The organism is Allobosea sp. LjRoot237, assembly GCF_964253285.1.
Taxonomy (GTDB): domain Bacteria; phylum Pseudomonadota; class Alphaproteobacteria; order Rhizobiales; family Beijerinckiaceae; genus Allobosea.
In genome coordinates, this window is record NZ_CAXUQP020000001.1 from 102,176 (window position 1) to 123,090 (window position 20,915).

Annotated in this window: 19 protein-coding genes and 1 tRNA gene; 11 read left to right on the top strand and 9 right to left on the bottom strand. The window is 66.5% G+C overall.

Annotation, left to right across the window (positions count from 1 at the left end):
- Positions 1–87 precede the first annotated feature (87 nt).
- The 4 genes from argJ to mutT are packed head-to-tail and all read left to right on the top strand — an operon-like array spanning position 88 to position 3,164.
- Positions 88–1,338 carry a bifunctional glutamate N-acetyltransferase/amino-acid acetyltransferase ArgJ gene (gene argJ, locus ACSQ24_RS00460; RefSeq protein ID WP_436092795.1) on the top strand — a complete coding sequence of 417 codons (1,251 nt, stop codon included), beginning with the start codon at positions 88–90 and terminating at the stop codon, positions 1,336–1,338.
- On the top strand, positions 1,307–2,248 hold the full coding sequence (locus ACSQ24_RS00465; RefSeq protein ID WP_436092796.1) for a DMT family transporter: 942 nt from the start codon (positions 1,307–1,309) through the stop codon (positions 2,246–2,248). Before argJ ends, ACSQ24_RS00465 begins: the two co-directional genes overlap by 32 nt.
- A complete protein-coding gene (locus ACSQ24_RS00470) occupies positions 2,245–2,751 on the top strand; it encodes a carboxypeptidase regulatory-like domain-containing protein (RefSeq protein WP_436092797.1) in 507 nt (168 codons plus the stop codon). The genes ACSQ24_RS00465 and ACSQ24_RS00470 overlap by 4 nt, the downstream gene beginning before the upstream one ends.
- 8 nt (positions 2,752–2,759) lie before the next feature.
- Positions 2,760–3,164: an 8-oxo-dGTP diphosphatase MutT gene (gene mutT / locus ACSQ24_RS00475; protein ID WP_436092798.1), complete on the top strand. Its 405-nt coding sequence runs from the start codon at positions 2,760–2,762 to the stop codon at positions 3,162–3,164.
- A 197-nt stretch (positions 3,165–3,361) separates the two neighbouring features.
- Here the strand turns inward: mutT and ACSQ24_RS00480 are convergent, their stop codons facing one another.
- Complete coding sequence (locus ACSQ24_RS00480; RefSeq protein WP_436092799.1) at positions 3,362–4,786, bottom strand: glutamate synthase subunit beta; 1,425 nt, start codon at positions 4,784–4,786, stop codon at positions 3,362–3,364.
- 4 nt (positions 4,787–4,790) lie between these two features.
- Entirely contained in the window at positions 4,791–9,542 is a 4,752-nt protein-coding gene (gene gltB / locus ACSQ24_RS00485; RefSeq protein ID WP_436092800.1) for a glutamate synthase large subunit, read from the bottom strand.
- A 677-nt stretch (positions 9,543–10,219) separates the two neighbouring features.
- On the opposite strand from gltB, the gene ACSQ24_RS00490 reads away from it, so the two are divergent.
- A complete protein-coding gene (locus ACSQ24_RS00490; RefSeq protein WP_436092801.1) occupies positions 10,220–11,278 on the top strand; it encodes a threonine aldolase family protein in 1,059 nt (352 codons plus the stop codon).
- A 100-nt stretch (positions 11,279–11,378) separates the two neighbouring features.
- Positions 11,379–12,182: a hypothetical protein gene (locus ACSQ24_RS00495; RefSeq protein WP_436092802.1), complete on the top strand. Its 804-nt coding sequence runs from the start codon at positions 11,379–11,381 to the stop codon at positions 12,180–12,182.
- Positions 12,183–12,389: 207 nt separating this feature from the next.
- Here ACSQ24_RS00495 and ACSQ24_RS00500 read toward each other — a convergent pair whose 3' ends face one another.
- Entirely contained in the window at positions 12,390–12,848 is a 459-nt protein-coding gene (locus tag ACSQ24_RS00500; protein ID WP_436092803.1) for an Hsp20 family protein, read from the bottom strand.
- A gap of 176 nt (positions 12,849–13,024) precedes the next feature.
- On the opposite strand from ACSQ24_RS00500, the gene ACSQ24_RS00505 reads away from it, so the two are divergent.
- On the top strand, positions 13,025–14,095 hold the full coding sequence (locus tag ACSQ24_RS00505; protein ID WP_436092804.1) for an alpha/beta fold hydrolase: 1,071 nt from the start codon (positions 13,025–13,027) through the stop codon (positions 14,093–14,095).
- Here the strand turns inward: ACSQ24_RS00505 and hisN are convergent.
- Complete coding sequence (gene hisN, locus ACSQ24_RS00510) at positions 14,000–14,782, bottom strand: histidinol-phosphatase (protein ID WP_436092805.1); 783 nt, start codon at positions 14,780–14,782, stop codon at positions 14,000–14,002. The two genes, ACSQ24_RS00505 and hisN, sit on opposite strands and share 96 nt — an antisense overlap.
- Positions 14,783–15,136: 354 nt before the next feature.
- Positions 15,137–16,054: an N-formylglutamate amidohydrolase gene (locus tag ACSQ24_RS00515; protein ID WP_436092806.1), complete on the bottom strand. Its 918-nt coding sequence runs from the start codon at positions 16,052–16,054 to the stop codon at positions 15,137–15,139.
- A gap of 287 nt (positions 16,055–16,341) precedes the next feature.
- Here ACSQ24_RS00515 and cpdR point away from each other — a divergent pair, with 287 nt between their 5' ends.
- Both cpdR and ACSQ24_RS00525 read left to right on the top strand, forming a co-directional pair.
- Positions 16,342–16,701, top strand: a complete 360-nt coding sequence (cpdR, locus tag ACSQ24_RS00520) for a cell cycle two-component system response regulator CpdR (protein ID WP_038363805.1) — start codon at positions 16,342–16,344, stop codon at positions 16,699–16,701.
- Between the two features lie 135 nt (positions 16,702–16,836).
- Positions 16,837–16,911 (top strand) — tRNA-Val (locus ACSQ24_RS00525).
- A gap of 80 nt (positions 16,912–16,991) precedes the next feature.
- Here ACSQ24_RS00525 and ACSQ24_RS00530 read toward each other — a convergent pair.
- Complete coding sequence (locus ACSQ24_RS00530) at positions 16,992–17,882, bottom strand: LysR substrate-binding domain-containing protein (protein WP_436092807.1); 891 nt, start codon at positions 17,880–17,882, stop codon at positions 16,992–16,994.
- 189 nt (positions 17,883–18,071) lie between these two features.
- Between ACSQ24_RS00530 and bla the strand changes: the two genes are divergently transcribed.
- Together bla and ACSQ24_RS00540 are read left to right on the top strand one after the other, a co-directional pair.
- Complete coding sequence (gene bla / locus ACSQ24_RS00535) at positions 18,072–18,941, top strand: class A beta-lactamase (protein ID WP_436092808.1); 870 nt, start codon at positions 18,072–18,074, stop codon at positions 18,939–18,941.
- A 111-nt stretch (positions 18,942–19,052) separates the two neighbouring features.
- The gene (locus tag ACSQ24_RS00540; RefSeq protein WP_436097791.1) at positions 19,053–19,304 is read left to right on the top strand and encodes a hypothetical protein; all 252 of its coding nucleotides are present in this window, start codon (positions 19,053–19,055) and stop codon (positions 19,302–19,304) included.
- A 6-nt stretch (positions 19,305–19,310) separates the two neighbouring features.
- On the opposite strand, the gene maiA is transcribed toward ACSQ24_RS00540, so the two are convergent.
- The 3 genes from maiA to ACSQ24_RS00555 all read right to left on the bottom strand — a co-directional run bounded on the left by maiA (position 19,311) and on the right by ACSQ24_RS00555 (position 20,877).
- Positions 19,311–19,943 carry a maleylacetoacetate isomerase gene (gene maiA / locus ACSQ24_RS00545; RefSeq protein ID WP_436097792.1) on the bottom strand — a complete coding sequence of 211 codons (633 nt, stop codon included), beginning with the start codon at positions 19,941–19,943 and terminating at the stop codon, positions 19,311–19,313.
- Positions 19,944–19,981: 38 nt separating this feature from the next.
- The gene (locus ACSQ24_RS00550; protein ID WP_436092809.1) at positions 19,982–20,587 is read right to left on the bottom strand and encodes an acyloxyacyl hydrolase; all 606 of its coding nucleotides are present in this window, start codon (positions 20,585–20,587) and stop codon (positions 19,982–19,984) included.
- 101 nt (positions 20,588–20,688) lie between these two features.
- Positions 20,689–20,877, bottom strand: a complete 189-nt coding sequence (locus ACSQ24_RS00555; protein WP_436092810.1) for a twin transmembrane helix small protein — start codon at positions 20,875–20,877, stop codon at positions 20,689–20,691.
- Positions 20,878–20,915 lie beyond the last annotated feature (38 nt).

Below are 20,915 nucleotides of genomic sequence, written 5' to 3' on the forward strand. Positions count from 1 at the left end.
CTTCTCCCGCAAGGGGAGAAGGGAAGCCGCTTGCCTTCCCCCGGCCGCTGCGGCACATCCACTGCGCCTCACTAGGAGATGCGCACGATGGCCGGCAAGGATGTTCCCGTTTCTCCGCTCGCGCCGAAGCGCCAGCCCAAGGTTCCGGCCGTGCCGGGCGTGCGCTTCGCCACCGCGGAAGCCGGCATCCGCTACAAGGGCCGTACCGACGTGCTCCTCGTCCTGCTCGACGAGGGTTCGCAGGCCGCCGGCGTCTTCACCCGCTCTAAATGCCCGTCGGCGCCAGTCGACTGGTGCCGGGAGAATCTGGCGCAGGGTACGGCGCGCGCCATCGTCGTCAACTCCGGCAACGCCAATGCCTTCACGGGTCTCAAAGGCCGCGACTCGGTTGCGCTGACCGCGAAGATCGCGGCCAAGGCCGCGGGCTGCAAGGCGGGAGAGGTCTTCATTGCCTCGACCGGCGTGATCGGCGAGCCGCTCGACGCGACCAAGTTCGAGGGCGTGCTGGCCGATTGCGCCAAGCGCGCTGCCGACGGCCCCTGGGCGGATGCGGCCAAGGCGATCATGACGACCGACACCTTCCCGAAGGCGGTCGCGCGCAAGGCCAAGATCGACGGGCACGAGGTCACGATCGCCGGCATCGCCAAGGGCGCCGGCATGATCGCGCCTGATATGGCGACGATGCTCTCCTTCGTCTTCACCGATGCGCCGATCGCGGCGCCCGTGCTGCAGGCGCTGCTGTCGAAGGGTGTGAAGGGTTCGTTCAACGCGATCACGGTCGACAGCGACACCTCGACCTCCGACACGCTGATGCTGTTCTCGACGGGCAAGGCCAAGGCGCGCGGCGTGCCGGAGATCACCGATCCCGGCGATAACCGGCTCTCCGGCTTCAAGCGCGCGCTGAACGCGCTGCTGCTCGAGCTCTCGCATCTGGTCTGCAAGGACGGCGAGGGCGCCCGCAAGTTCGTCGAGGTCCGGGTCGTCGGGGCGCAGTCGGCGCGCTCGGCCAAGAAGGTCGCGCTGTCGATCGCCAACTCGCCGCTGGTCAAGACTGCGGTTGCCGGCGAGGACGCCAATTGGGGCCGCATCGTCATGGCGGTCGGCAAGGCCGGCGAACCTGCCGATCGCGACAAGCTCGACATCTCCTTCGGCGCGATCAAGGTCGCGGAAGCGGGTGCACGCGCCGCTGCTTACGACGAGCAGGCCGTCTCCGACTACATGAAGGGCGAGCACATCGTCATGACCGCCGATCTCGGCCTCGGCCGCGGCAAGGCCACCGTCTGGACCTGCGACCTGACCAAGGCCTATGTCGAGATCAACGGCGACTATCGCTCCTGAGCCTGCCGGTCCGGCGGGGCCGAGCAAGGCCTTCATCGTCGGCAACCTCGCCGCCTGCTCGTTCCTCTGGGGGAGCAGCTACCTGTTCATCAAGCTGTTGGCCGGCGAAGTTTCGCCCTGGGCGATCGCCGCCGGGCGCGGCCTGCTCGGCGCTGCGACGCTGGCGCTCTTCGTTGCGGCGCGCGGCCAGAGCCCGCTGCCACGCCGGCACGAAATCCGCCACTGGCTCGTGCTCGGTACGGCCAATGGCTGGCTGCCGAACGTGCTCGTCGCCTATGCGCTGATCCAGCTTGCCAGCGGCCCGGCGGCGATGATCCAGGCGGCGGGACCGCTGGTCACGGCGCTGTTCGCGCATCTCCTCTTCGCCGAGGAACGTCTCGGTCCGCGCCGCTTTGTTGGTATCGCGATAGGCATGGCCGGCGTCGCCATCCTGATCGGGCCGCGCCTGGTCGAGGGCGGCGGCACGGCGCTCAGCCTCCTCGCCATGGTCGGTGCGACCCTCTCCTATGCTTGCGCCAATCTCTACGTCCGTGCGGTGCCGCCACAGTCGGGCGATCCGATCCGGCTGGCGCTCGGCCAGCAGATGGTCTCGGGCTCGGGGGCGCTGCTGCTGACGCTGGTCTTCTCCGGCTGGGGCGCGCTGTCGGCCCTGTTGCCGCATTGGCAGGCCGTACTGGCGCTCGGTGTGCTCGCGACGGCGATGCCGGTGACGTTCTTCATGCGGCTGATCCGCGCCGCCGGGCCGACGCGGGCGGCGATGACCGGCTATCTGGTGCCGGCGGTCGCTGCCGTCATGGGTGTGCTCGTCCTCGGCGAAACGCTGGAGTTGCGGCAAGTTATCGGAGGTTGCATCATCCTCGCCGGCGTCTTTCTGGTATCGACGGCGCCGGCGGGGGGACGAGCCAGATGAAGAGGATAGCATGCGTGCTGGGCCTTGCGGCCCTGTTGGGTGCCTGTGTGCCGGGGCCGGTGACGACGTCGTCCTTCTCGGCCGAGGAGGCGGCGGTGATCCGAAAGCCGGGGACCGGCATCATCGTCGGCCACGCCTTTCGCACGCGCGAAAAAGGCCAGGTCGTGAACGCCGCCGGCGAGGTCGTCAGGCTGATCCCGGCGACGGCCTATGCCCGCGAACGCTTCAGCAGCATCTTCGTCAGGACCAAGTACCTGCCGCATTGGCGCTATCCGCACGGCCAGGTCGATCCGCTCTATGCGCAGTTCACCCGAACCACCAAATCGACGGCCAGGGGGCGCTTCAGCTTCGACAAGGTCGCGCCCGGGACCTACTTCGTCTCGACTCAGGTGATCTGGGGCGAGGAAGATGCGATTTTCCGCGAGGGCGGTTCGGTCTATGACGAAGTCACGCTGACCGGCAAGGAAACCGAGCCGGTCGAGGTCATCCTCTCGGGACATTAGTCTTAACTGTGAAGCTGCTGCTCGTCGTCGCCTGCGCGCTGGTCGATCCGGATAATCGCGTACTCGTCACCCAACGTCCCGAAGGCAAGTCGCTCGCGGGTCTGTGGGAATTTCCCGGGGGCAAGCTCGAAGCGGGCGAGCGGCCGGAGCCGGCGCTGATCCGCGAGCTCGCCGAGGAACTCGGCATTACGGTCAAGGAAGCCTGCCTCGCGCCGCTGACCTTCGCCAGCTACGCCTATCCCGAATTCCACCTCTTGATGCCGCTCTATATCTGCCGGCGCTGGGAAGGGACGGTGATCTCGGGCGAAGGGCAGGCGCTGAAATGGGTCCGCCCCGGCAAGCTGCGCGACCTCGCCATGCCGCCGGCCGACGAGCCACTGATCCCGCCGCTGGTGGATTTGTTGGGGGCGTGAGCCTCGGCTTTGGACGCAAGCCTAGGTGAAGGGCGCGGGGAACCCTTCTCCCGTGTGGGAGAAGGGCAGGGATGAGGGCCTGCCCTAACCGCAGAAGACGCAACAGTGCCGCGTCGCCTCAATGATCAGCGGCGGTCCCTCACCCCTGCCCCTCTCCCATCCGGGAGAGGGGTTCCCCGCGCGTGTCACCTAACCCCTCAGCGCGGCAGGATGGTCTCGCCCATCAGGTGCTTGTCGATCGAGTGCGCCATCTGGCGGCCCTCGCGGATGGCCCAAACCACCAGCGACTGGCCGCGGCGCATGTCGCCGGCAGCGAAGACCTTCTCGATCGATGTCTTGTAGGCCAGCATGTTGGCCTCGACATTGCCGCGTCCGTCGATCTTGACGCCGAGCTTGGCGAGCAAGCCGTCATGCACCGGCGAGACGAAGCCCATGGCGAGCAGGACGAGATCGGCCTTGAGCTGGAACTCGCTGCCTTCGATCGGCTTGAACTGGGCATCGACTTTGGCGCAATGCAGCGTCTTCACCTTGCCGTTCTCGCCGGTGAACTTGACGGTGCCGACGGCGAAGTCGCGCTCGGCGCCTTCCTCATGGCTGGAGGACGTCCGCAGCTTCAGCGGCCAGTTCGGCCAGGTCAGCGCCTTGTTCTCTTTCTCCGGCGGCTGCGGCATGATCTCGAGCTGGGTGACCGAGAGCGCGCCCTGGCGCACCGAGGTTCCGATGCAGTCCGAACCGGTGTCGCCGCCGCCGATGACGACGACATGCTTGCCGCCCGCCAGGATCGGGCGGGCATTGCCCGTCGTGTCCGGCTCGCCGCCATTGCGGCGGTTCTGCTGCGGCAGGAAATCCATGGCGAACTGGACACCGTCGAGGTCGCGGCCCTCGATCGGCAGGTCGCGCGGCTTCTCGGCGCCGCCGGTCAGGCCGATCGCGTCGTACTCTGCAAGCAATTCCTGCGGATCGATGTCGATGCCGACATTCACGCCGTAATGGAAGACGACACCCTCGGCCTCCATCTGGGTGACACGCCGATCGACATGCGACTTCTCCATCTTGAAGTCGGGAATGCCGTAGCGCAGCAGGCCGCCGGCGCGGCCCTGGCGCTCATAGACATGGACTTCATGGCCGGCACGGGCGAGCTGCTGGGCTGCGGCGAGGCCCGCCGGGCCTGAGCCGATGATCGCGACCTTCTTTCCTGTCTTGGTCGCGGATGGCTCGGGCTTGATCCAGCCCTCCTGCCAGCCCTTGTCGACAATCGCGCATTCGATCGACTTGATCGTGACCGGGGTGTCCTCGAGATTCAGCGTGCAGGAGGCCTCGCAAGGGGCGGGGCAGACACGGCCGGTGAACTCGGGGAAGTTGTTGGTCGAGTGCAGGTTGGTGAGCGCTTCCTGCCACTTGTCGTTGTAGACGAGGTCGTTCCAGTCCGGGATCTGGTTGTTGACCGGGCAGCCATTGTGACAATACGGGATGCCGCAATTCATGCAGCGCGCCGCCTGGTCACGGGTCGCCTCCCGACCGAGCGGGATGATGAATTCCTTGTAGTTGCGGATACGGTCCGAGGCCGGAAGATACTTCCGGTCGCGGCGGTCGATCTCTAGGAAACCGGTTACCTTGCCCATCGTCTCACTCCGCCGCGACCGAGATGCCGGCCTGGGCCCGCTCGATTTCCAGTAGTGCGCGCCGGTACTCGACCGGCATGACCTTGACGAATTTGGGCAGGTACTCCGCCCAGTTCTCCAGGATCGCCTGCGCCCGTGCCGACCCCGTATATTTCAAGTGGTTGGCGATGAGCTGGTGCAGGCGCTCGGCGTCGTAGCCGGACATGTTGGCCATGACGTCTATGCGGCCCTTGAACTCGAGGTCGCCGCCATGATGGTAGAGGCGCTGGGTCAGCTCCTCCTCTTCCGGCACCGGTTCGAGATCGACCATGGAGAGGTTGCAGCGCTTGGCGAAGCTCTTGTCCTCGTCGAGGACATAGGCGATGCCGCCCGACATGCCGGCCGCGAAGTTGCGGCCGGTCCCACCCAGCACGACGACGACGCCGCCGGTCATGTATTCGCAGCCATGGTCGCCGGTGCCCTCGACCACTGCGATCGCGCCGGAATTGCGCACGGCGAAGCGCTCGCCGGCGACGCCGCGGAAGTAGCATTCGCCGGAGATCGCGCCGTAGAGCACGGTGTTGCCGACGATGATCGCCTCCTCGGCGAGGGCGCGCGACTTCGGGTCGGGCCGGATGATCAGCTTGCCGCCCGACAGGCCCTTGCCGACATAGTCGTTGGCCTGGCCGGTGAGATCGAGCGTCACGCCGGCCGCGACCCAGGCGCCGAAGCTCTGGCCGGCTGTGCCGGTGAGCTTCACCGTGATCGTGTCGTCCGGCAGGCCGAGCCCGCCATGGCGCTTGGCGATCTCGCCCGAGATCATCGCGCCGGTCGAGCGGTCGACATTGCGGATCGCGCTCTCGATCACCACCGGAGCGCCGGTGTCGAGCGAGGCGCCCGCCTTGGCGATCAGCGTGCGGTCGAGCACCGACTCGATCGGATGGACCTGGCGCTCGACATTGCGGATGGCGACGCCCGCGCCGGCTTCCGGCTTGTGGAAGATGCGGGCGAAGTCGAGCCCCCTAGCCTTCCAGTGGTCGATCGCTTCCTTCTTGTCGAGCCAATCGGAGCGGCCGACGAGCTCGTCGAAGCTCTTCACGCCCATCTCTGCCATGATCTCGCGCACGTCCTCGGCGAGGAAGAAGAAGAAGTTGATGACGTGCTCGGGCGCGCCCTTGAAGCGCTTGCGCAATACCGGGTCCTGGGTGGCGACGCCGACCGGGCAGGTGTTGAGATGGCACTTGCGCATCATGATGCAGCCGGCGGCGATCAGCGGCGCCGTGGCGAAACCGAACTCGTCGGCGCCCAGCAGCGCACCGATGATGATGTCGCGCGCCGTGCGCAGCCCGCCATCGACCTGCAGGGCGATGCGGCCGCGCAGCTTGTTCATCACCAGGATCTGGTGGGTCTCGGCGAGGCCGATCTCCCAGGGCGATCCCGCATGCTTGATCGAGGTCAGCGGCGAGGCGCCTGTGCCGCCCTCATAGCCGGCGATGGTGATGTGGTCGGCGCGCGCCTTGGCGACGCCGGCGGCAACCGTGCCGACGCCGAGCTCGGAGACGAGCTTGACCGAGACGTCGGCGGCCGGATTGACGTTCTTCAGGTCGAAGATCAGCTGGGCGAGATCCTCGATCGAATAGATGTCGTGATGCGGCGGCGGCGAGATCAGGCCGACGCCCGGGGTCGAATGCCGGACCTTGGCGATGCGCGCATCGACCTTGTGGCCGGGCAGCTGGCCGCCCTCGCCGGGCTTGGCGCCCTGCGAGACCTTGATCTGCATCATTGCCGAGTTGACGAGATATTCGGTGGTGACGCCGAAGCGGCCCGAGGCGACCTGCTTGATCGCCGAGCGCATCGAGCGCCCGTCCGGCAGCGGCTTGAAGCGCTCCGGTTCCTCGCCGCCCTCGCCGGTGTTCGACTTGCCGCCGATGGCGTTCATCGCCAGCGCCAGCGTCGAATGCGCCTCATGGCTGATCGAGCCGAAGGACATCGCGCCGGTGGAGAAGCGCTTGACGATCGAGACCGCGCTCTCGACCTCGTCGAGCGGCACGGGCTCGCGGCCCAGCTCCTGCGCCATCTTGACGTGGAACAGGCCGCGAATGGTCGAGAGCTTTTCGGTCTGGTCGTTGACCAGCTCGGAATAGGCCTTGAACTTGTCGCGCGCATTGCCGCGCACGGCATGCTGGAGCAGCGCGATGTTCTCCGGCGTCCAGGCGTGCGCCTCGCCGCGGATGCGGAAGGCATACTCGCCACCGATGTCGAGCGAGTCGCGATAGACGGGGGAGTCGCCGAAGGCGTCGCGGTGGCGGCGCACGCTCTCCTCGGCGATCTCGGCGAGGCCGACGCCCTCGATCGAGGAGATGGTGCCGGTGAAATAGGTCTCGATCAGGTCGCTGCGCAGGCCGACCGCGTCGAAGATCTGGGCGCCGCAATAGGACTGGTAGGTCGAGATGCCCATCTTGGACATGACCTTGAGCAGGCCCTTGCCGACCGACTTGATGAAGCGCTTGACCACCTCGTAGCGGTCGACCTCCGGCGGGAACTCGCCGGCCTCGTACAGCGCCTCCAGGGTCTCGAAGGCGAGATAAGGATTGATTGCCTCGGCGCCGAAGCCGGCGAGCAAAGCGAAGTGATGGATCTCGCGTGGCTCACCGGATTCGATGACGAGGCCAACCGAGGTGCGCAGGCCCTTGCGGATCAGGTGATGATGGACCGCTGCGGTCGCCAGCAAGGCCGGAATCGGGATGCGGTCGGAGCCGACCTGCCGGTCGGAGAGGATGATGATGTTGTAGCCGCCATGGACGGCCGCTTCGGCGCGCTCGCACAGGCGGGCGATCGCGCCCTCCATGCCGGCCGCGCCCTCGCGCGTCGGATAGGTGATGTCGAGCGTCTTGGTGTCGAAGCGATCCTCGTAGTGACCGATGCAGCGGATCTTCTCGAGATCGTCATTGGTCAGGATCGGCTGGCGCACTTCCAGGCGCTTGCGGCGCGAGGTGCCTTCGAGGTCGAGGATGTTCGGCCGCGGCCCGATGAAGGAGAGGAGGCTCATGACGAGCTCCTCGCGAATCGGGTCGATCGCCGGGTTGGTGACCTGGGCGAAGTTCTGCTTGAAATAGGTGTAGAGCAGCTTCGACTTCGAGGAGAGCGCCGAGATCGGCGTATCCGTACCCATCGAGCCGACGGCTTCCTGGCCGGTCACCGCCATCGGCGCCATCAGGATCTTGGTGTCTTCCTGGGTATAGCCGAAGGCCTGCTGGCGATCGAGCAAGGCGACGTCGGTGCGCGAGGCGCGGGCCTCGACCGGCGGCAGCTCCTCGAGCACGATCTGGGTGCGCTTCAGCCAGTCCTTGTAGGGATTGGCGAGGCAGAGCGTGCTCTTGATCTCGTCGTCGCCGATGATGCGGCCCTGATCGAGGTCGATCAGCAGCATCTTGCCGGGCTGGAGCCGCCACTTCTGGACGATCTTCTCCTCCGGGATCGGCAGCACGCCGAACTCCGAGGCGAGCACGACGAGCCCGTCATCGGTGACGAGATAGCGCGCGGGGCGCAGGCCGTTGCGGTCGAGCGTCGCGCCGATCTGGCGGCCATCGGTGAAGGCGATCGCGGCGGGGCCGTCCCACGGCTCCATCAGCGCGGCGTGGTACTCGTAGAAGGCGCGCCGGCTGTCATCCATCAGCGGGTTGCCGGCCCAGGCTTCGGGCACCAGCATCATCATGGCATGGGCGAGCGAATAGCCGCCCTGGACCAGGAATTCGAGGGCGTTGTCGAAGCAGGCGGTGTCGGACTGGCCCTCATAGGAGATCGGCCAGAGCTTGGAGATGTCGGCCCCGAACAGCTCGGAATCGACCGAGGCCTGGCGGGCCGCCATCCAGTTGACGTTGCCGCGCAGCGTGTTGATCTCGCCGTTATGGGCGACCATCCGGTAGGGGTGAGCGAGGCGCCAGGACGGGAAGGTGTTGGTGGCGAAGCGCTGGTGGACGAGGGCGAGCGCGCTCTCGAAGCGTTCGTCGGTCAGGTCCTTGAAATAGGCGCCGAGCTGGGTGACCAGCACCATGCCCTTGTAGACGATGGTCCGGCAGGAGAAGGAGACCGGGTAATAGGTCGCGGTCGCCCGGTCATGGCGCTTGTAGACCTTGTTCGAGACTGACTTTCTGAGGACATAGACCTGGCGCTCGAACTCGTCCTCGTCGGTGATCCCGGCCGGGCGGCCGACGAAGATCTGGCGATGGCAGGGCTCTGTCTCCTTGACCGCTTCGCCGAGATCGCTGTTGTCGACCGGCACGTCGCGCCAGCCGAGGAAGATCAGCCCCTCCTCCTCGACCGTCTGGGCGACGATCTCCTCGCAGACGGCGCGGTTGTCGGCCTCCTGCGGCATGAAGAACTGGCCGATGGCGTAATGGCCGGGCTCGGGCAGTTCGATGCCGATCCGGGCGCACTCCTCCTTGAAGAAGCGATGCGGGATCTGGGTGAGGATGCCGCAGCCGTCGCCGAGCTTGGGATCGGCGCCGACCGCGCCGCGATGGTCGATGTTGTGCAGGATCTGCAGGCCCTGCGCGACGATCGCATGGCTCTTGCGGTTCTTCATGTCGGCGATGAAGCCGACACCGCAGGAATCCTTCTCGTAGGAGGGATCGTAGAGGCCCTGGCGGGGCGGCATGGCCGGGTCGCGCACTTCGGGGAAACGCTCGAAAGCGGCCGTCGTCGTGATGGCGGCCTCAGCAGTGGTAGCCACAGCAGTGGTCCTGGCCATCGCGCTCGCCTTCCTGCCTTCGCTCATCGTCACCTCCGCCCATCCGCCGCCTTGGGCCCCGAAGCATCCGCTCGGGAGCCAGCCAAAGTCCGCGCGTCGCCGCGCCGCTGCCGTTTCGGCTTTCTCCTTGCCGAGCAAGGATCGGGCCGGTTCGGCTTTATCGTCAGTTTGCGAAGGTTGCTTGCGCTGGTCTGGTCTTGCGCCCGCGTCCTCCGCAGGCGCCTCGGGCCTAAGCCCTGCCGCGCCCGGTTACGCCGCCGTTTTGCGGGCGGCGCGCGTCGTACGGTTGGCTTTGGCTTTGTTTGCCGTACCTCCCGTCATCATCCGCTCCATCCGCCTGCGCCGGGGCCTCGGCGAGGCCCGCTCCGAAAATGGGACAGCATCGCTGTCCTATTGCCTTGACCTTGCCAGAATTCCAATCTGGGCACAAGCGCCGTTTTTGCGTCGCAACGACATTTTGTTGCTATTTGTGTCTGGGTCTAGACATTTTCGCATCACTGCGGCCAACAAGCCAAGCCGGAAGTTGTCGGCAGCCAAGGTCGAGCTCTCACTTTAAATCAGAGACCGTTCGGCAAATCAGAGACCGTTTTACCGATCGACTTGCGGTGCAAGCAGACCGGAACGGGCTCCAGCGTCGATTGCGCTGTGGCGGGAGCGTGCGTATCCGTCAGGGCCTTCGCAGCGGTCCGCCGGATACCAGCTCCATGAATTTCATCAGCGACAACCTGGCCGGAGCGAGCGCGCCGGTGATGCAGGCGATGGCGGCCGCCAATGACGGCTTTGCGACGGCCTATGGCAATGACGCCTGGACGAAGCGGGTCGAGAGCTTGTTCGCGGAGCTGTTCGAGCGCGAGGTCGCCGTCTTCCTCGTCACGACAGGCACGGCGGCGAATGCTCTGGCGCTGGCTGGTATGGTCCAGCCCTGGGGCGCGGTGCTCTGCCACAATGAGGCGCATATCGCCGCCGACGAATGCGGTGCGCCCGAGTTCTTCACCGGCGGGGCGAAGATCGTCGGCTTGCCGGGCGATGGCTGCAAGCTCACTCCTGCGGTCGTCACCGACCAGCTCGCGCGCATGCGGGCGGGCGCCCTGCACCAGGTGCAGCCGCAGATGCTGTCGATCACGCAGGCGACCGAGTGCGGGCTGGTCTACACGCCGGCCGAGATCGCGGAGCTGAAGCAGGCGATCGTGCCGCGTGGGCTGAAGCTGCACATGGATGGCGCCCGCTTCGCCAATGCGGTCGCAGCGCTCGGCTGCACGCCCGCCGAAATCACCTGGAAGTCGGGCGTCGACGTGCTCTCTTTCGGTGGCACCAAGAACGGTGCCTTCGCCGCGGAGGCGGTGATCGTTTTCGATCCGGCCAATGCAGGTGAGATGCTGTGGCGGCGCAAGCGGGCTGGGCACACCCTGTCCAAGGGCCGGCTGATCGGGGCGCAGTTCGAGGGCCTGCTGGCTGACGGCCACTGGCTCGATCTCGCTCGCCATGCCAATGCGATGGCCAGCCGTCTCGCCCGAGCCGTTGAGGCCGAAGCTAAGTTCAAGCTGGCCTGGGCTTGCGAGGCGAACGAGGTCTTCCTGGTGCTGCCGCCGCAGGCGCAGGCCGCGCTGGCGGCGGGAGGCGTGCAGTACATCGCCTGGTCCGATACGGCACTGCCGGAAGAGAGACGTCTTCGGACGGGCGAGGTCGTCGGGCGCTTCGTCTGCTCCTTTGCGACGCGAGCCGAGGACGTCGACCGGCTCGCTGCCGTGCTGGCGGCAGTCTGAGCGTCAAAAGCGCTCGTTCCGAGCGGATTCACGCCGCAAGCGCGCCGCAATCCTTATCGAGAACTGAAGACTGCGATTTTCGTCTGATAGAGGACAGATCATGGCAGTCTTGGTTTCGCCCGCCGCCGCGCCGCGTCGCTTGCGCCGCGGGCTGGTCGGCTTCGCCGTCCTGGCCGTGATGGCCGGTGCGAGCGGCCCGGCTCTGGCGCAGCTCGACGATTACGGCGGCTACGGCCGCTACGGTTATGGCTATGACTATGATGACGATTATGGCCCGCGCTACGACTATGCGCCGCGCCGGGCTCAGCCGATTCCGCTGCGGGCAATCGAACGGATCGCGATACAGGAATTCGGCCTGCGCGAGGTGCAGCGGACGGTGCGGACCCGCTCGGCCATCGTCGTCGACGGTCTGGCGGCAAACGGATCGCGGCTGCGGCTCGTCATCGACCGCAACGGCGAGTTGATCGACCGGATCGTGCTGCAGCCACCGCCGCGCACCGTCGGGCTCGATCCGCGCGAGGAGGAGCGTCCGGCTCCGAAGAAGCTGACGCCGCGCCCGCCGGAGCGTCCGGCTGTTCTGAATCCTGCCCAACCGCCGGCTGAGGCGAGCGCGCCCGCGACTGTAGCCCCGCCCGCTCCGGCTGCACCGAAGCCCGATGCTGCTCCAGCGAAGCCGGTTGCCGTGCCGGCGGTCGCGCCGAAGGATATCGGCAAGCCGAAGCTGGTGAACCCGCAGGATGTCCGCGGGGCCGATGAGCCCGACCGCCCGCCGCCACTGGCGCGGGCGCGTCCCAGCGGCATCCCGACGCCTGACACGACCCTGCCGCCGGTGCAGATCGAAGAGATGAAGACGGCACAGCCGAAGCCGGACACGCCGATCGCGCCGGTCAATCCGCCGAACTGAGCCAGTCAGGTTTCGACGTCGTCCCGGGCGACCCAAGGGAGACCCGGGACCCATGCCTGAACCTCATTCGGAAAGGCTCAGGCATGGATTCCGGCTCTCCGCTACGCTTCGGCCGCGATGACCTTGAGGGCAAATACAAAGAACCTCCCCGGTTTCCCGAGGAGGTTCCCTTGTTTCAGGCTGGCGATGTTGCCTCTGATGCGGCGATTACGCTGCCTTCTTGGCCTCGATCACCTTGGCGCCCTGCGCGCCGATCGGAATCAGTCGCGGCTTCTTGGCCTCGGGGATCTCGCGGACCAGATCGATATGGAGCAGCCCGTTCTCGAGGCTGGCGCCGGTGACCTGGACATAGTCGGCGAGCTGGAAGCGGCGCTCGAAGGCGCGGGCGGCGATGCCCTGATGCAGGACCTCGCGCTTCTCGGCTTCCTCGGCGACCTTCTTCTCGCCGCGGACGGTCAGCGCGTTCTCCTTGGCCTCGATCGCGAGATCCTGCTCGCCGAAGCCGGCGACAGCGATCGAGATGCGATAGGCGTTCTCGGATGTCCGCTCGATATTGTAGGGCGGGTAACTCGGCGCATCGACGCTGGTCGCCTGGTCGAGCAGCGAGAACAGGCGGTCGAAGCCGACGGTCGAACGATAGAGTGGAGAAAGGTCGTAGGAACGCATGATTGTCCTCCTAAGAAGCGACAGTTGATCACCCGCCTCATTGTGAGCGCGGGCTTCCGGTTAGGCTTGCGCAGCCGCTTGAGGGCCTGCGCAACAATGATCTGGGTGGCATTTTCGGCTTTTCAAGACCGGGCTCGGCTGGGCATAACGAAGCGATGAGCCTGCCCGGAGCACCGATGACCGAGGCCGAATTCTTCCACCAGCCGGATTATCCGGTGCCGGGTCACGGCAAGGTCTGGTTTGCTGAAACCATGGATGGCGCGCGCCTGCGCCTGGCGAGTTGGCGCCCGAGCGTGCGGCGGGACAAGGGCACAATCCTCCTTGCACAGGGGCGGGCCGAGTTCATCGAGCGCTACAGCGAGACGATCGCCGAACTGCGCCGGCGCGGGTTCCATGTCCTGACCTTCGACTGGCGCGGGCAGGGCGGCTCGCAGCGTTTTACCGGCCGGCAGCGCCGGGGGCATGTCGGCCGGCTCCGCGACTACGAGCGCGATCTCGCTCTGGTCGTGGCGCAGATGCAGGAACGCTTTCCTGCGCCCTATTTCGCGCTGGCCCATTCGATGGGGGCGGCGCTTTGCCTCGATGCGGCGCGCCGGGAGGCGCTGCCGGTCGCGCGCCTGGTTGCGATAGCGCCGATGCTCGGCATCAGCATGATCGAGAATCCGCGCGGCGCCCGCTGGCTGGCGCGGGTGCTGTACTGGCTTGGCTTCGGCAAGGCTTTCGTGCCGGGCGGCGGCGACACGGCGATCGGCACCAAGCCGTTCGAGGGCAACCGGCTGAGCTCCGATCCCGTCCGTTATGCCCGTAATGCCGCTCTGTCCGCAGCAGCACGCGAACTCGCGGTCGGCGACCCCAGTGTCGGCTGGGTCCATGCCGCGTTTCAGCTGATGGACCGCCTGGCGCAGCCGCGCGCCCCGCTCGAAGTCAGGGTGCCGACGCTGATCATCGCCGCCGGGCGCGATCCCGTCGTGTCGAGTCCGGCGATCGAGCGTTTCGCCGCGCGGCTCAAGACCGGCTCAGCCCTGGTGCTGCCGACGGCACGCCACGAGATCCTGATGGAGAGCGACGCGATCCGGGCGCAGTTCTGGGCTGCTTTCGACGCTTTCGTGCCGGGCGAGGATCTGCCGGGCGAAAAGCCTGCCGCGCCGACTTCAGCCGTTGAGCAGGCCGAGGGCAGCCTGGTGCAGCGTCTTGTTGCCGGCGGCGAGGATGGTGCCGCCCTGGGCGGCGCTGCCGCCGTCCCATGAAGTGACGATGCCGCCGGCACCCTCGATGATTGGGATCAGCGCGACGATGTCGTAGGGCTTCAGCCCGCTCTCGATGACGAGATCGACATGGCCGGCGGCGAGCATGCAATAGGCGTAGCAGTCGCAGCCATAACGGGCCAGCCGCACGGCGCTCTCGACGCGGTCGTAGGCGCCCTTCTGCCCGTCCGCAAAGAGATGCGGGCTTGTGGTCATCAGCGTCGCTTCGGCGAGATTCGTCACCTGCCGGGTGTGGAGCGGGCGCGGGCCGTTCGGCCCCTCATAACGTGCCACGCGGCCGTCGCCGGAGAAACGCTCGCCGGTGAAGGGCTGGTTCATCATGCCGTAGACCGGCACGCCCTTGCGGGTCAGCCCGATCAGCGTGCCCCAGACCGGGATGCCGGAGATGAAGGCGCGGGTGCCGTCGATCGGGTCGAGCACCCAGACATAGTCGGCATCGGCATTCTCGGCGCCGAACTCCTCGCCCAGGATGCCATGGGCCGGGAAGGTGCGCTTGATAAGGTTGCGCATCACGTCCTCGCCGGCGCGATCGCCCTCGGTGACGGGGTCGAAGACGCCGCCGCCGGACTTGTCCTCGGTCGTATGCCTGGCGCGGAAGAAGGGCAGGATCGCCTGGCCCGACAGCGTCGCCAGCCGGGCGACGAACTCAGCGAAATCGACCGCGCTCATCAAGGGTTCCTTCGGCTCCACCGGCGGCCGTCTTCATGCTGCGGGACGAGCCAGATGACAAGCGCCGCGATTTCGGCGTTGGCGGAGTGAGGACAGTTCAACTCGATCCCGTTCCGCGAAATCGTTCACCCTAGAGCAAAAATGCTGCAGCGATATGCGTGCAGCGCATTGCTTTCTGGCTGCTATCGCTTGCTATTTTGCGATGCAACGCGTTATTGTGCAGTGCGAAGGGGAGATCGCTTCAAACCTTCGTTGCCCTCCTTGGGCGTTTCCTCCCTAGACTTCGGGCCGCCACGAAAGTGCGCGGCCCTTTTTCTTTTTGGGGGTTGCAAGGTGTTGACGGTAGCCGGAGGCTTACTCCGCCGCCTGGCGCCAATCGTCGCTCCAGCCACTCCAGCGCGCGAAGCATTCGGCCATGGCGGCGCTGATCACCTGCTGAAGGGCGGAGAAGCCGTTGCTCGGTTCGAGCGTCGCCTCGTTCATGTAGAGCGCGCGACTGACCTCGATCTGCAGCGCATGCACGCCGGAGCCGGGCGCGCCATAATGCTCGGTGATGAAGCCTCCTGCATAGGGGCGATTGCGCGTCACCTTGAGGCCGGCGCGGGCGAAGGCTTCTTCCGCCGCATCGACGACGAAGCTCGAGGCGCTGGTGCCGAAACGATCGCCGAGGATGATGTCGGCCTTGGCGATGCCATCGCGATCGAGCCCAGTCGAGGGCATGGAATGGGCGTCGACCAGGATGCAGCTGCCGAAGCTGGCTTGCGTCCGGTTCACCAGATGGCGCAGGCCCGCGTGATAGGGTCGGTACAGCTCTTCGATCCGCGTCAGCGCGCTCTCGACCGGGATGCGGCCCGGATAGATCTCATAGGCCTCGCCGACGATGCGCGGGATCGTGCCGAGGCCGCCGGCGACGCGCAGCGAGCGGGTATTGGCGAAACCGGGCAGCCGGCCCTCGAACATGCGCGGGTCGAGTTCGTAGGGCTCGCGATTGGCGTCGAGAAAAGCGCGCGGGAACTCGGCCACCAGCAGCGGCGCGCCGAGCGCGACGGCTCCTGAGAAGAGCAGATCGACATAGGCGTCTTCGGACCGGCGCAGCGCCCTGAGCGGCAGGCGGGCGCCATCGACGAAGGCGCGCGGATAGCGCCGCCCGGCATGGGGCACGTCGACAATGACGGGTACGACCTGCAGCGCCGGTTGGTAGAGCGTGAACGGCCGTTCGATCTCGGCGATCACGTCATCGGGGGAAAACGGAAATCCGGCTGGCTGGGTCATGTCACTGAACTCAAGCACAAAGCCGAAGCCGATTGAAGGGGATGCCCTATCGTCATTCCTGCAACCCGCCTTCACTCGTTGTTTACCGTAATGTCGCCAAATAGAACTGGTTGATCCAACTTGATGTACGCGGGCGGTGAGTTCGCGTGCGCTGGGCTGGACCGGCGAAGCCCGGAATGGCAGGGACAGCCACCCGGTACGAGGGACGAAGCGAGCGAATCGACTTCCAGCCAGACGGGGCGGGGTGGCGTGGGCTCGGCGCAACATCACGGATGAAGCAAGGCGCCATGACGAAGATTCTCCTGGCCGAAGACGATAACGACATGCGCCGCTTCCTCGTGAAGGCGCTGCAGAATGCAGGCTATGACGTCGCCTCGTTCGACAACGGACTATCGGCCTATAACCGGCTGCGCGAGGAGCCGTTCGAACTGCTCCTGACCGACATTGTCATGCCGGAGATGGACGGCATCGAGCTGGCGCGGCGCGCCACCGAGCTCGATCCCGACATCAAGGTGATGTTCATCACCGGTTTTGCGGCAGTCGCGCTCAACCCGGATTCGCAGACGCCGAAAGACGCCAAGGTGTTGTCGAAGCCCTTCCATCTGCGCGAGCTGGTGAACGAGGTCGAGAAGCTGCTGGCGGCGTAACGGCTTTGGCGCCGGCTTCCTGCAAAGAAGCCGACGAAGCGCCTTGCAAGGCGCGCACACGTCCGCTATAGCCCCTCCACCTCGCAGCGATGCCGCCCTCGGGCTGGTGTCGTTCCGGACGCCTTCGGGCGAAACGGGCGCGTAGCTCAGCGGGAGAGCACTACGTTGACATCGTAGGGGTCACAGGTTCGATCCCTGTCGCGCCCACCATTTTCTCCTTGGATTTCAAGGACAAGCGGCCGCCCCACCCGGGCGGCCGTTTTGCTTTTTGGTTCGATTTGCTCGGCGGCTCAGTTCGCCCGCGACGCGATCTGCACGCGGCTTTCTTCGTGCAGCCAATCACGGAAGGCGAGCATGGCCGGCGTCAGCGAGCGCGACTGCAGCCAGGTCAGCCAGTAGCTGCCCAGCGAAATCTCGATCGGAAAGGGGCGGACCAGCCTGCCGTCGTCGAAGTAGCGCGAGAACAGCAATGCCGGCACGAGGGCTATGCCTTCGCCGGCGGCGGCGACCTCGGCGAGGGCGATCGAGGTGTCGAAGACAGGGCCCCGCGCATGCAATGGCTCGATCCCCGCCGCCTCGCTCCACAGCTTCCACTCGTCGGCGCGATAGGAGCGCAGCAGGACTTGGTCCGCGAGATCAGCAGGCTGGCGCAGGACCGCGGTCAAGGCGGGGGCACATACGGGCGTCATCGGCGCGTCGAACAGGCGCAGCACCGCCGTGCCATGCCAGGCGCCGCCGCCGAAGCGGAGCGCGTAGTCGAGCCCTTCGGCGGCGAGATCGACGCGGTTGTTGTTGGTGGTGAGGCGCAGGTCGATCTCAGGATGAGCCTGGCGGAAACCGGCAAGGCGCGGCAGCAGCCAGCCGAGCGCGAAGGTGCCGACCGCGCCGACATTCAGGACCTCGACCGGGCGCCCGGTCTCGAAGCGTTCGAGCAGGCCGGCGATGCGGTCGAAGCTGTCGCGCAGCGTCGGCAGTAAGCTGCGGCCCTCGTCCGTCAGGGCAAGGCCGCGCGGCAGGCGGCGGAAGAGTTCGACGCCGAGCCGCTCCTCCAGCCCCTTCACCTGATGGCTGATCGCGGCCTGGGTAACGCAGAGCTCGATCGCTGCCCGCGTGAAGCTGAGATGGCGGGCCGAGGCCTCGAAGGCGCGCAGCGCGTTCAGGGGCAAATGCGGGCGGAGCATAGCAAGAGCCTTAGATAATCTAATGGCTCTGTAGAGATATCATCGTTTGCGATTGGGCAAGCTCGCGGCGACAAGAGGCCGGACGACGCGCTTGGTAGGCCTCCCGTTCCTCGCGATGACTTCGCCAGACCCGATTCCCCTCCCGCGCGAGCATGCCGCTCGTGCGACGGCTTCCGCATGGAGAAAACGATGATCCGACGCCGAGAGCTGCTGGTCGGCTCCCTGATGAGCGCACCGATGCTGGGCGGCCTGTCCGCCTTCGCACAAGGGCGCGAGGATGAGGTGCGTGAGGCGCTGTTCGCGCTCGACCGCAAGCATGGCGGACGCCTCGGGGTCGCGATCCTCGACAGCGGCACTGGCCGCGTCGTCGCTCATCGCGGCGAGGAACGCTTCGCAATGTGCAGCACTTTCAAGTTCGTCGCCGCGGCCTTCGTGCTGGCGCGGATCGATCGCGGCGAGGAAAGCCTCGATCGGCGGGTCGGCTATACCAAGGCCGATCTCGTCACCTATTCGCCGGTGACCGAGAAACATGTCGAGAAGGGCCTGACGATGGCCGAGATCTGCGATGCGGCGGTGACACTGAGCGACAACACGGCCGGCAATCTGCTGCTCGATTCGTTCGGCGGCCCGCAGGCACTGACCGGCTTCATGCGCTCGCTGGGCGACGAGGCCTCGCGGCTCGATCGGCGTGAGCTGGAGCTCAACGAGGCCATCCCCGGCGATCCGCGCGATACGACGACACCGGTCGCCATGGCCAGCGTACTGCGCCAGACCGTTCTCGGAGGTGCATTGTCACCGGCCTCGCGCCAGCAACTGACGGCCTGGCTCGTCGCCAACAAGACCGGCGACAAGCGTCTGCGGGCGGGGACGCCGAAGGGTTGGCGCGTCGGCGACAAGACCGGAACCGGCAACAACAACGTGGTCAACGATGTCGGCGTGATCTGGCCGCCGGGGCGGGCGCCGCTGATCGTGACCGCCTATTATGCGGAGTCGCGAGGGACTTTTCCGGAACGCGAGGCCGTGCTGGCCGAGGTCGGGCGGCTGGCGACTTCGCTCTGAACAGCAGAAAAGCGCCCGAAACCGCAGGCGATCTTCGGCCAGGTTTCAAAGGTGACGCCAAAACGCCGCTTTCATGGCATGATCCTTCCGAATCCGCACGGCCTGGAGGATCTGACGATGCGTGCGACATGGCTGATCGCATTGGGGCTGGCAGCCGCGCTCGGCGGCTGCATGACCGCCGCCGAGCAGCGCGTCTTCGATGAGGAGCGCTGCCGGTCCTATGGCTTCCGCAAGGGAGCGGAAGGTTTTGCCAACTGCCTGATGGAGGTCGATCTTGATCGCTCGGCCTCGCGGCGCGCGCGGCTGGAGAGTTCGGGCTTTTACGGGCCCTATTGGGGACCGTGGCCTTATCGACGCTGGTGAGCGCAGCTATTCCGCGTCGGCCTGATGGTCGGGTGCCGCATCGCGGAAGGCGGCGAGCTCCATCGCCGCGGCTTCGGCGCGCAGCAGGCGCGGGAATTGGGTGACATCAATCTTGAAGCGCCTGGCATTGCCGAGTTGCGGCACCAGGCAGATATCGGCGAGGCTCGGTTCTGCGCCGAAGCAGAATGAGCCGGGATTGTTCGCCGCGAGCTGCTCGCAGGCCGACAGTCCGTCGACATTGACGCTCGCTGCCCAGGCCAGCACCGCAGCTCCGTCATGGCCGAGCTCGCGCAGCCTATTCAGCACCTTCAGATTCTGCACCGGATGGGTGTCGCAGGCGATCGCCTGTGCGAAGGCGCGAATCTTGGCGCGCGCGACCGGATCCATCGGCAGCAATGCGGGCTCAGGATAAGTCTCCTCGAGCCATTCGATGATGGCTAGCGACTGGGTCAGCACCGTGCCGTCGTCGAGCTCCAGCGTCGGCACCAACCCCTGCGGGTTGAGCGCGAGATAGGCGGGGTCGCGCTGCTCGCCATGGCGCAGATGGTGCGAGACGTGCGTGGCGGCGATGCCCTTGAGGTTGAGCGCGATGCGCGTGCGCCAAGCGGCCGAACTGCGGAAATAGCCATGCAGCTTCATCATGCCGCCTCCCATGGGTCGGCTCCGAACGGCCGACTTCAGAAGGTATAGCCGAGGCGGGCGCCGAAATTCGAGGGGCCGCGCGGGCTGCCGGCATTCGCGACCGGATTGTCGGAGCAGCCCGTGGTGCTGAAATGCTCCATCGTCGCGATCAGGCTCCAGCGGTCGCTGAGGCGAAAGCCGAGGGCGGCGGCGCTGCGCGCGCCGGTATTGCAGCCGACATTCAGACGGTTCTCGGGAACGACGAAGCCTGCCTTGCCGTTGTTGACGGCAGCGCCGAGGCTCGCCTCGAGGAAAACCGATTGCGAGACGTCAAAGGTCCAGGTCGCGCCGGCATAGGCGTATTGCGTGCCGTTGGCATTGAGGCTGGAGCCGAGATGGAAGCGCGGCACGAAGGCATCGGCGAGGCGGTCGTTCAACGTGGCGACGCGCGGCGTCAGAACCTCGCCGCCAAAGTTGAGCAGGCCGCTTTCGCGCCCGCCGGGATTGGCGGCGCCGAGCCCGAACCGCGCCTCCCAGGCCGGGGCGGGCGCCTCCGTCGCCGGAGCATAGCCGAGCGCGCGGCTGCTGCCGCGGTCGCTCTGCGCCAGAGTGGGCGTGGAGAGGACCGACAAGGCAACGAACAGCGACGCGACGCGAACCATGGCAGGCGATTTCGACTTTCGGCGGAGCTTTTAAAGATTAGAAAAGCGCAGAAACTGGTGGCTGCAATGTGACGATGTCGTCCTTGCCCACCGCAGAATGATCAGCCAGCGCGCCACCAGAGCACGCCGAGGATCACCAGGATCGCGACGAACTGCAGCACGACACGCAGCCGCATCAGCCTCTGCGAGGTGTTGGCGCTGCCGCCGCGCAGCATGTTGACCAGGCCGAGCAGCAGCACGACGGCGACGGCGCCGACGGCGATCGGGACGATGGCGGAGGAGACGTTCATCGCCGTGCTTTAATCCTCGCGGAGCTTGTTGACTAGCG

Bases quoted from the DNA above. Each gene is read 5' to 3' on its own strand.
- argJ (WP_436092795.1), top strand. From the start codon at position 88: ATGGCCGGCAAGGATGTTCCCGTTTCTCCGCTCGCGCCGAAGCGCCAG.
- ACSQ24_RS00465 (WP_436092796.1), top strand. From the start codon at position 1,307: ATGTCGAGATCAACGGCGACTATCGCTCCTGAGCCTGCCGGTCCGGCG.
- ACSQ24_RS00470 (WP_436092797.1), top strand. From the start codon at position 2,245: ATGAAGAGGATAGCATGCGTGCTGGGCCTTGCGGCCCTGTTGGGTGCC.
- ACSQ24_RS00480 (WP_436092799.1), bottom strand. From the start codon at position 4,786: ATGGGCAAGGTAACCGGTTTCCTAGAGATCGACCGCCGCGACCGGAAG.
- gltB (WP_436092800.1), bottom strand. From the start codon at position 9,542: ATGAGCGAAGGCAGGAAGGCGAGCGCGATGGCCAGGACCACTGCTGTG.
- ACSQ24_RS00490 (WP_436092801.1), top strand. From the start codon at position 10,220: ATGAATTTCATCAGCGACAACCTGGCCGGAGCGAGCGCGCCGGTGATG.
- ACSQ24_RS00495 (WP_436092802.1), top strand. From the start codon at position 11,379: ATGGCAGTCTTGGTTTCGCCCGCCGCCGCGCCGCGTCGCTTGCGCCGC.
- ACSQ24_RS00500 (WP_436092803.1), bottom strand. From the start codon at position 12,848: ATGCGTTCCTACGACCTTTCTCCACTCTATCGTTCGACCGTCGGCTTC.
- ACSQ24_RS00505 (WP_436092804.1), top strand. From the start codon at position 13,025: ATGACCGAGGCCGAATTCTTCCACCAGCCGGATTATCCGGTGCCGGGT.
- hisN (WP_436092805.1), bottom strand. From the start codon at position 14,782: ATGAGCGCGGTCGATTTCGCTGAGTTCGTCGCCCGGCTGGCGACGCTG.
- ACSQ24_RS00515 (WP_436092806.1), bottom strand. From the start codon at position 16,054: ATGACCCAGCCAGCCGGATTTCCGTTTTCCCCCGATGACGTGATCGCC.
- cpdR (WP_038363805.1), top strand. From the start codon at position 16,342: ATGACGAAGATTCTCCTGGCCGAAGACGATAACGACATGCGCCGCTTC.
- ACSQ24_RS00530 (WP_436092807.1), bottom strand. From the start codon at position 17,882: ATGCTCCGCCCGCATTTGCCCCTGAACGCGCTGCGCGCCTTCGAGGCC.
- bla (WP_436092808.1), top strand. From the start codon at position 18,072: ATGATCCGACGCCGAGAGCTGCTGGTCGGCTCCCTGATGAGCGCACCG.
- maiA (WP_436097792.1), bottom strand. From the start codon at position 19,943: ATGAAGCTGCATGGCTATTTCCGCAGTTCGGCCGCTTGGCGCACGCGC.
- ACSQ24_RS00550 (WP_436092809.1), bottom strand. From the start codon at position 20,587: ATGGTTCGCGTCGCGTCGCTGTTCGTTGCCTTGTCGGTCCTCTCCACG.
- ACSQ24_RS00555 (WP_436092810.1), bottom strand. From the start codon at position 20,877: ATGAACGTCTCCTCCGCCATCGTCCCGATCGCCGTCGGCGCCGTCGCC.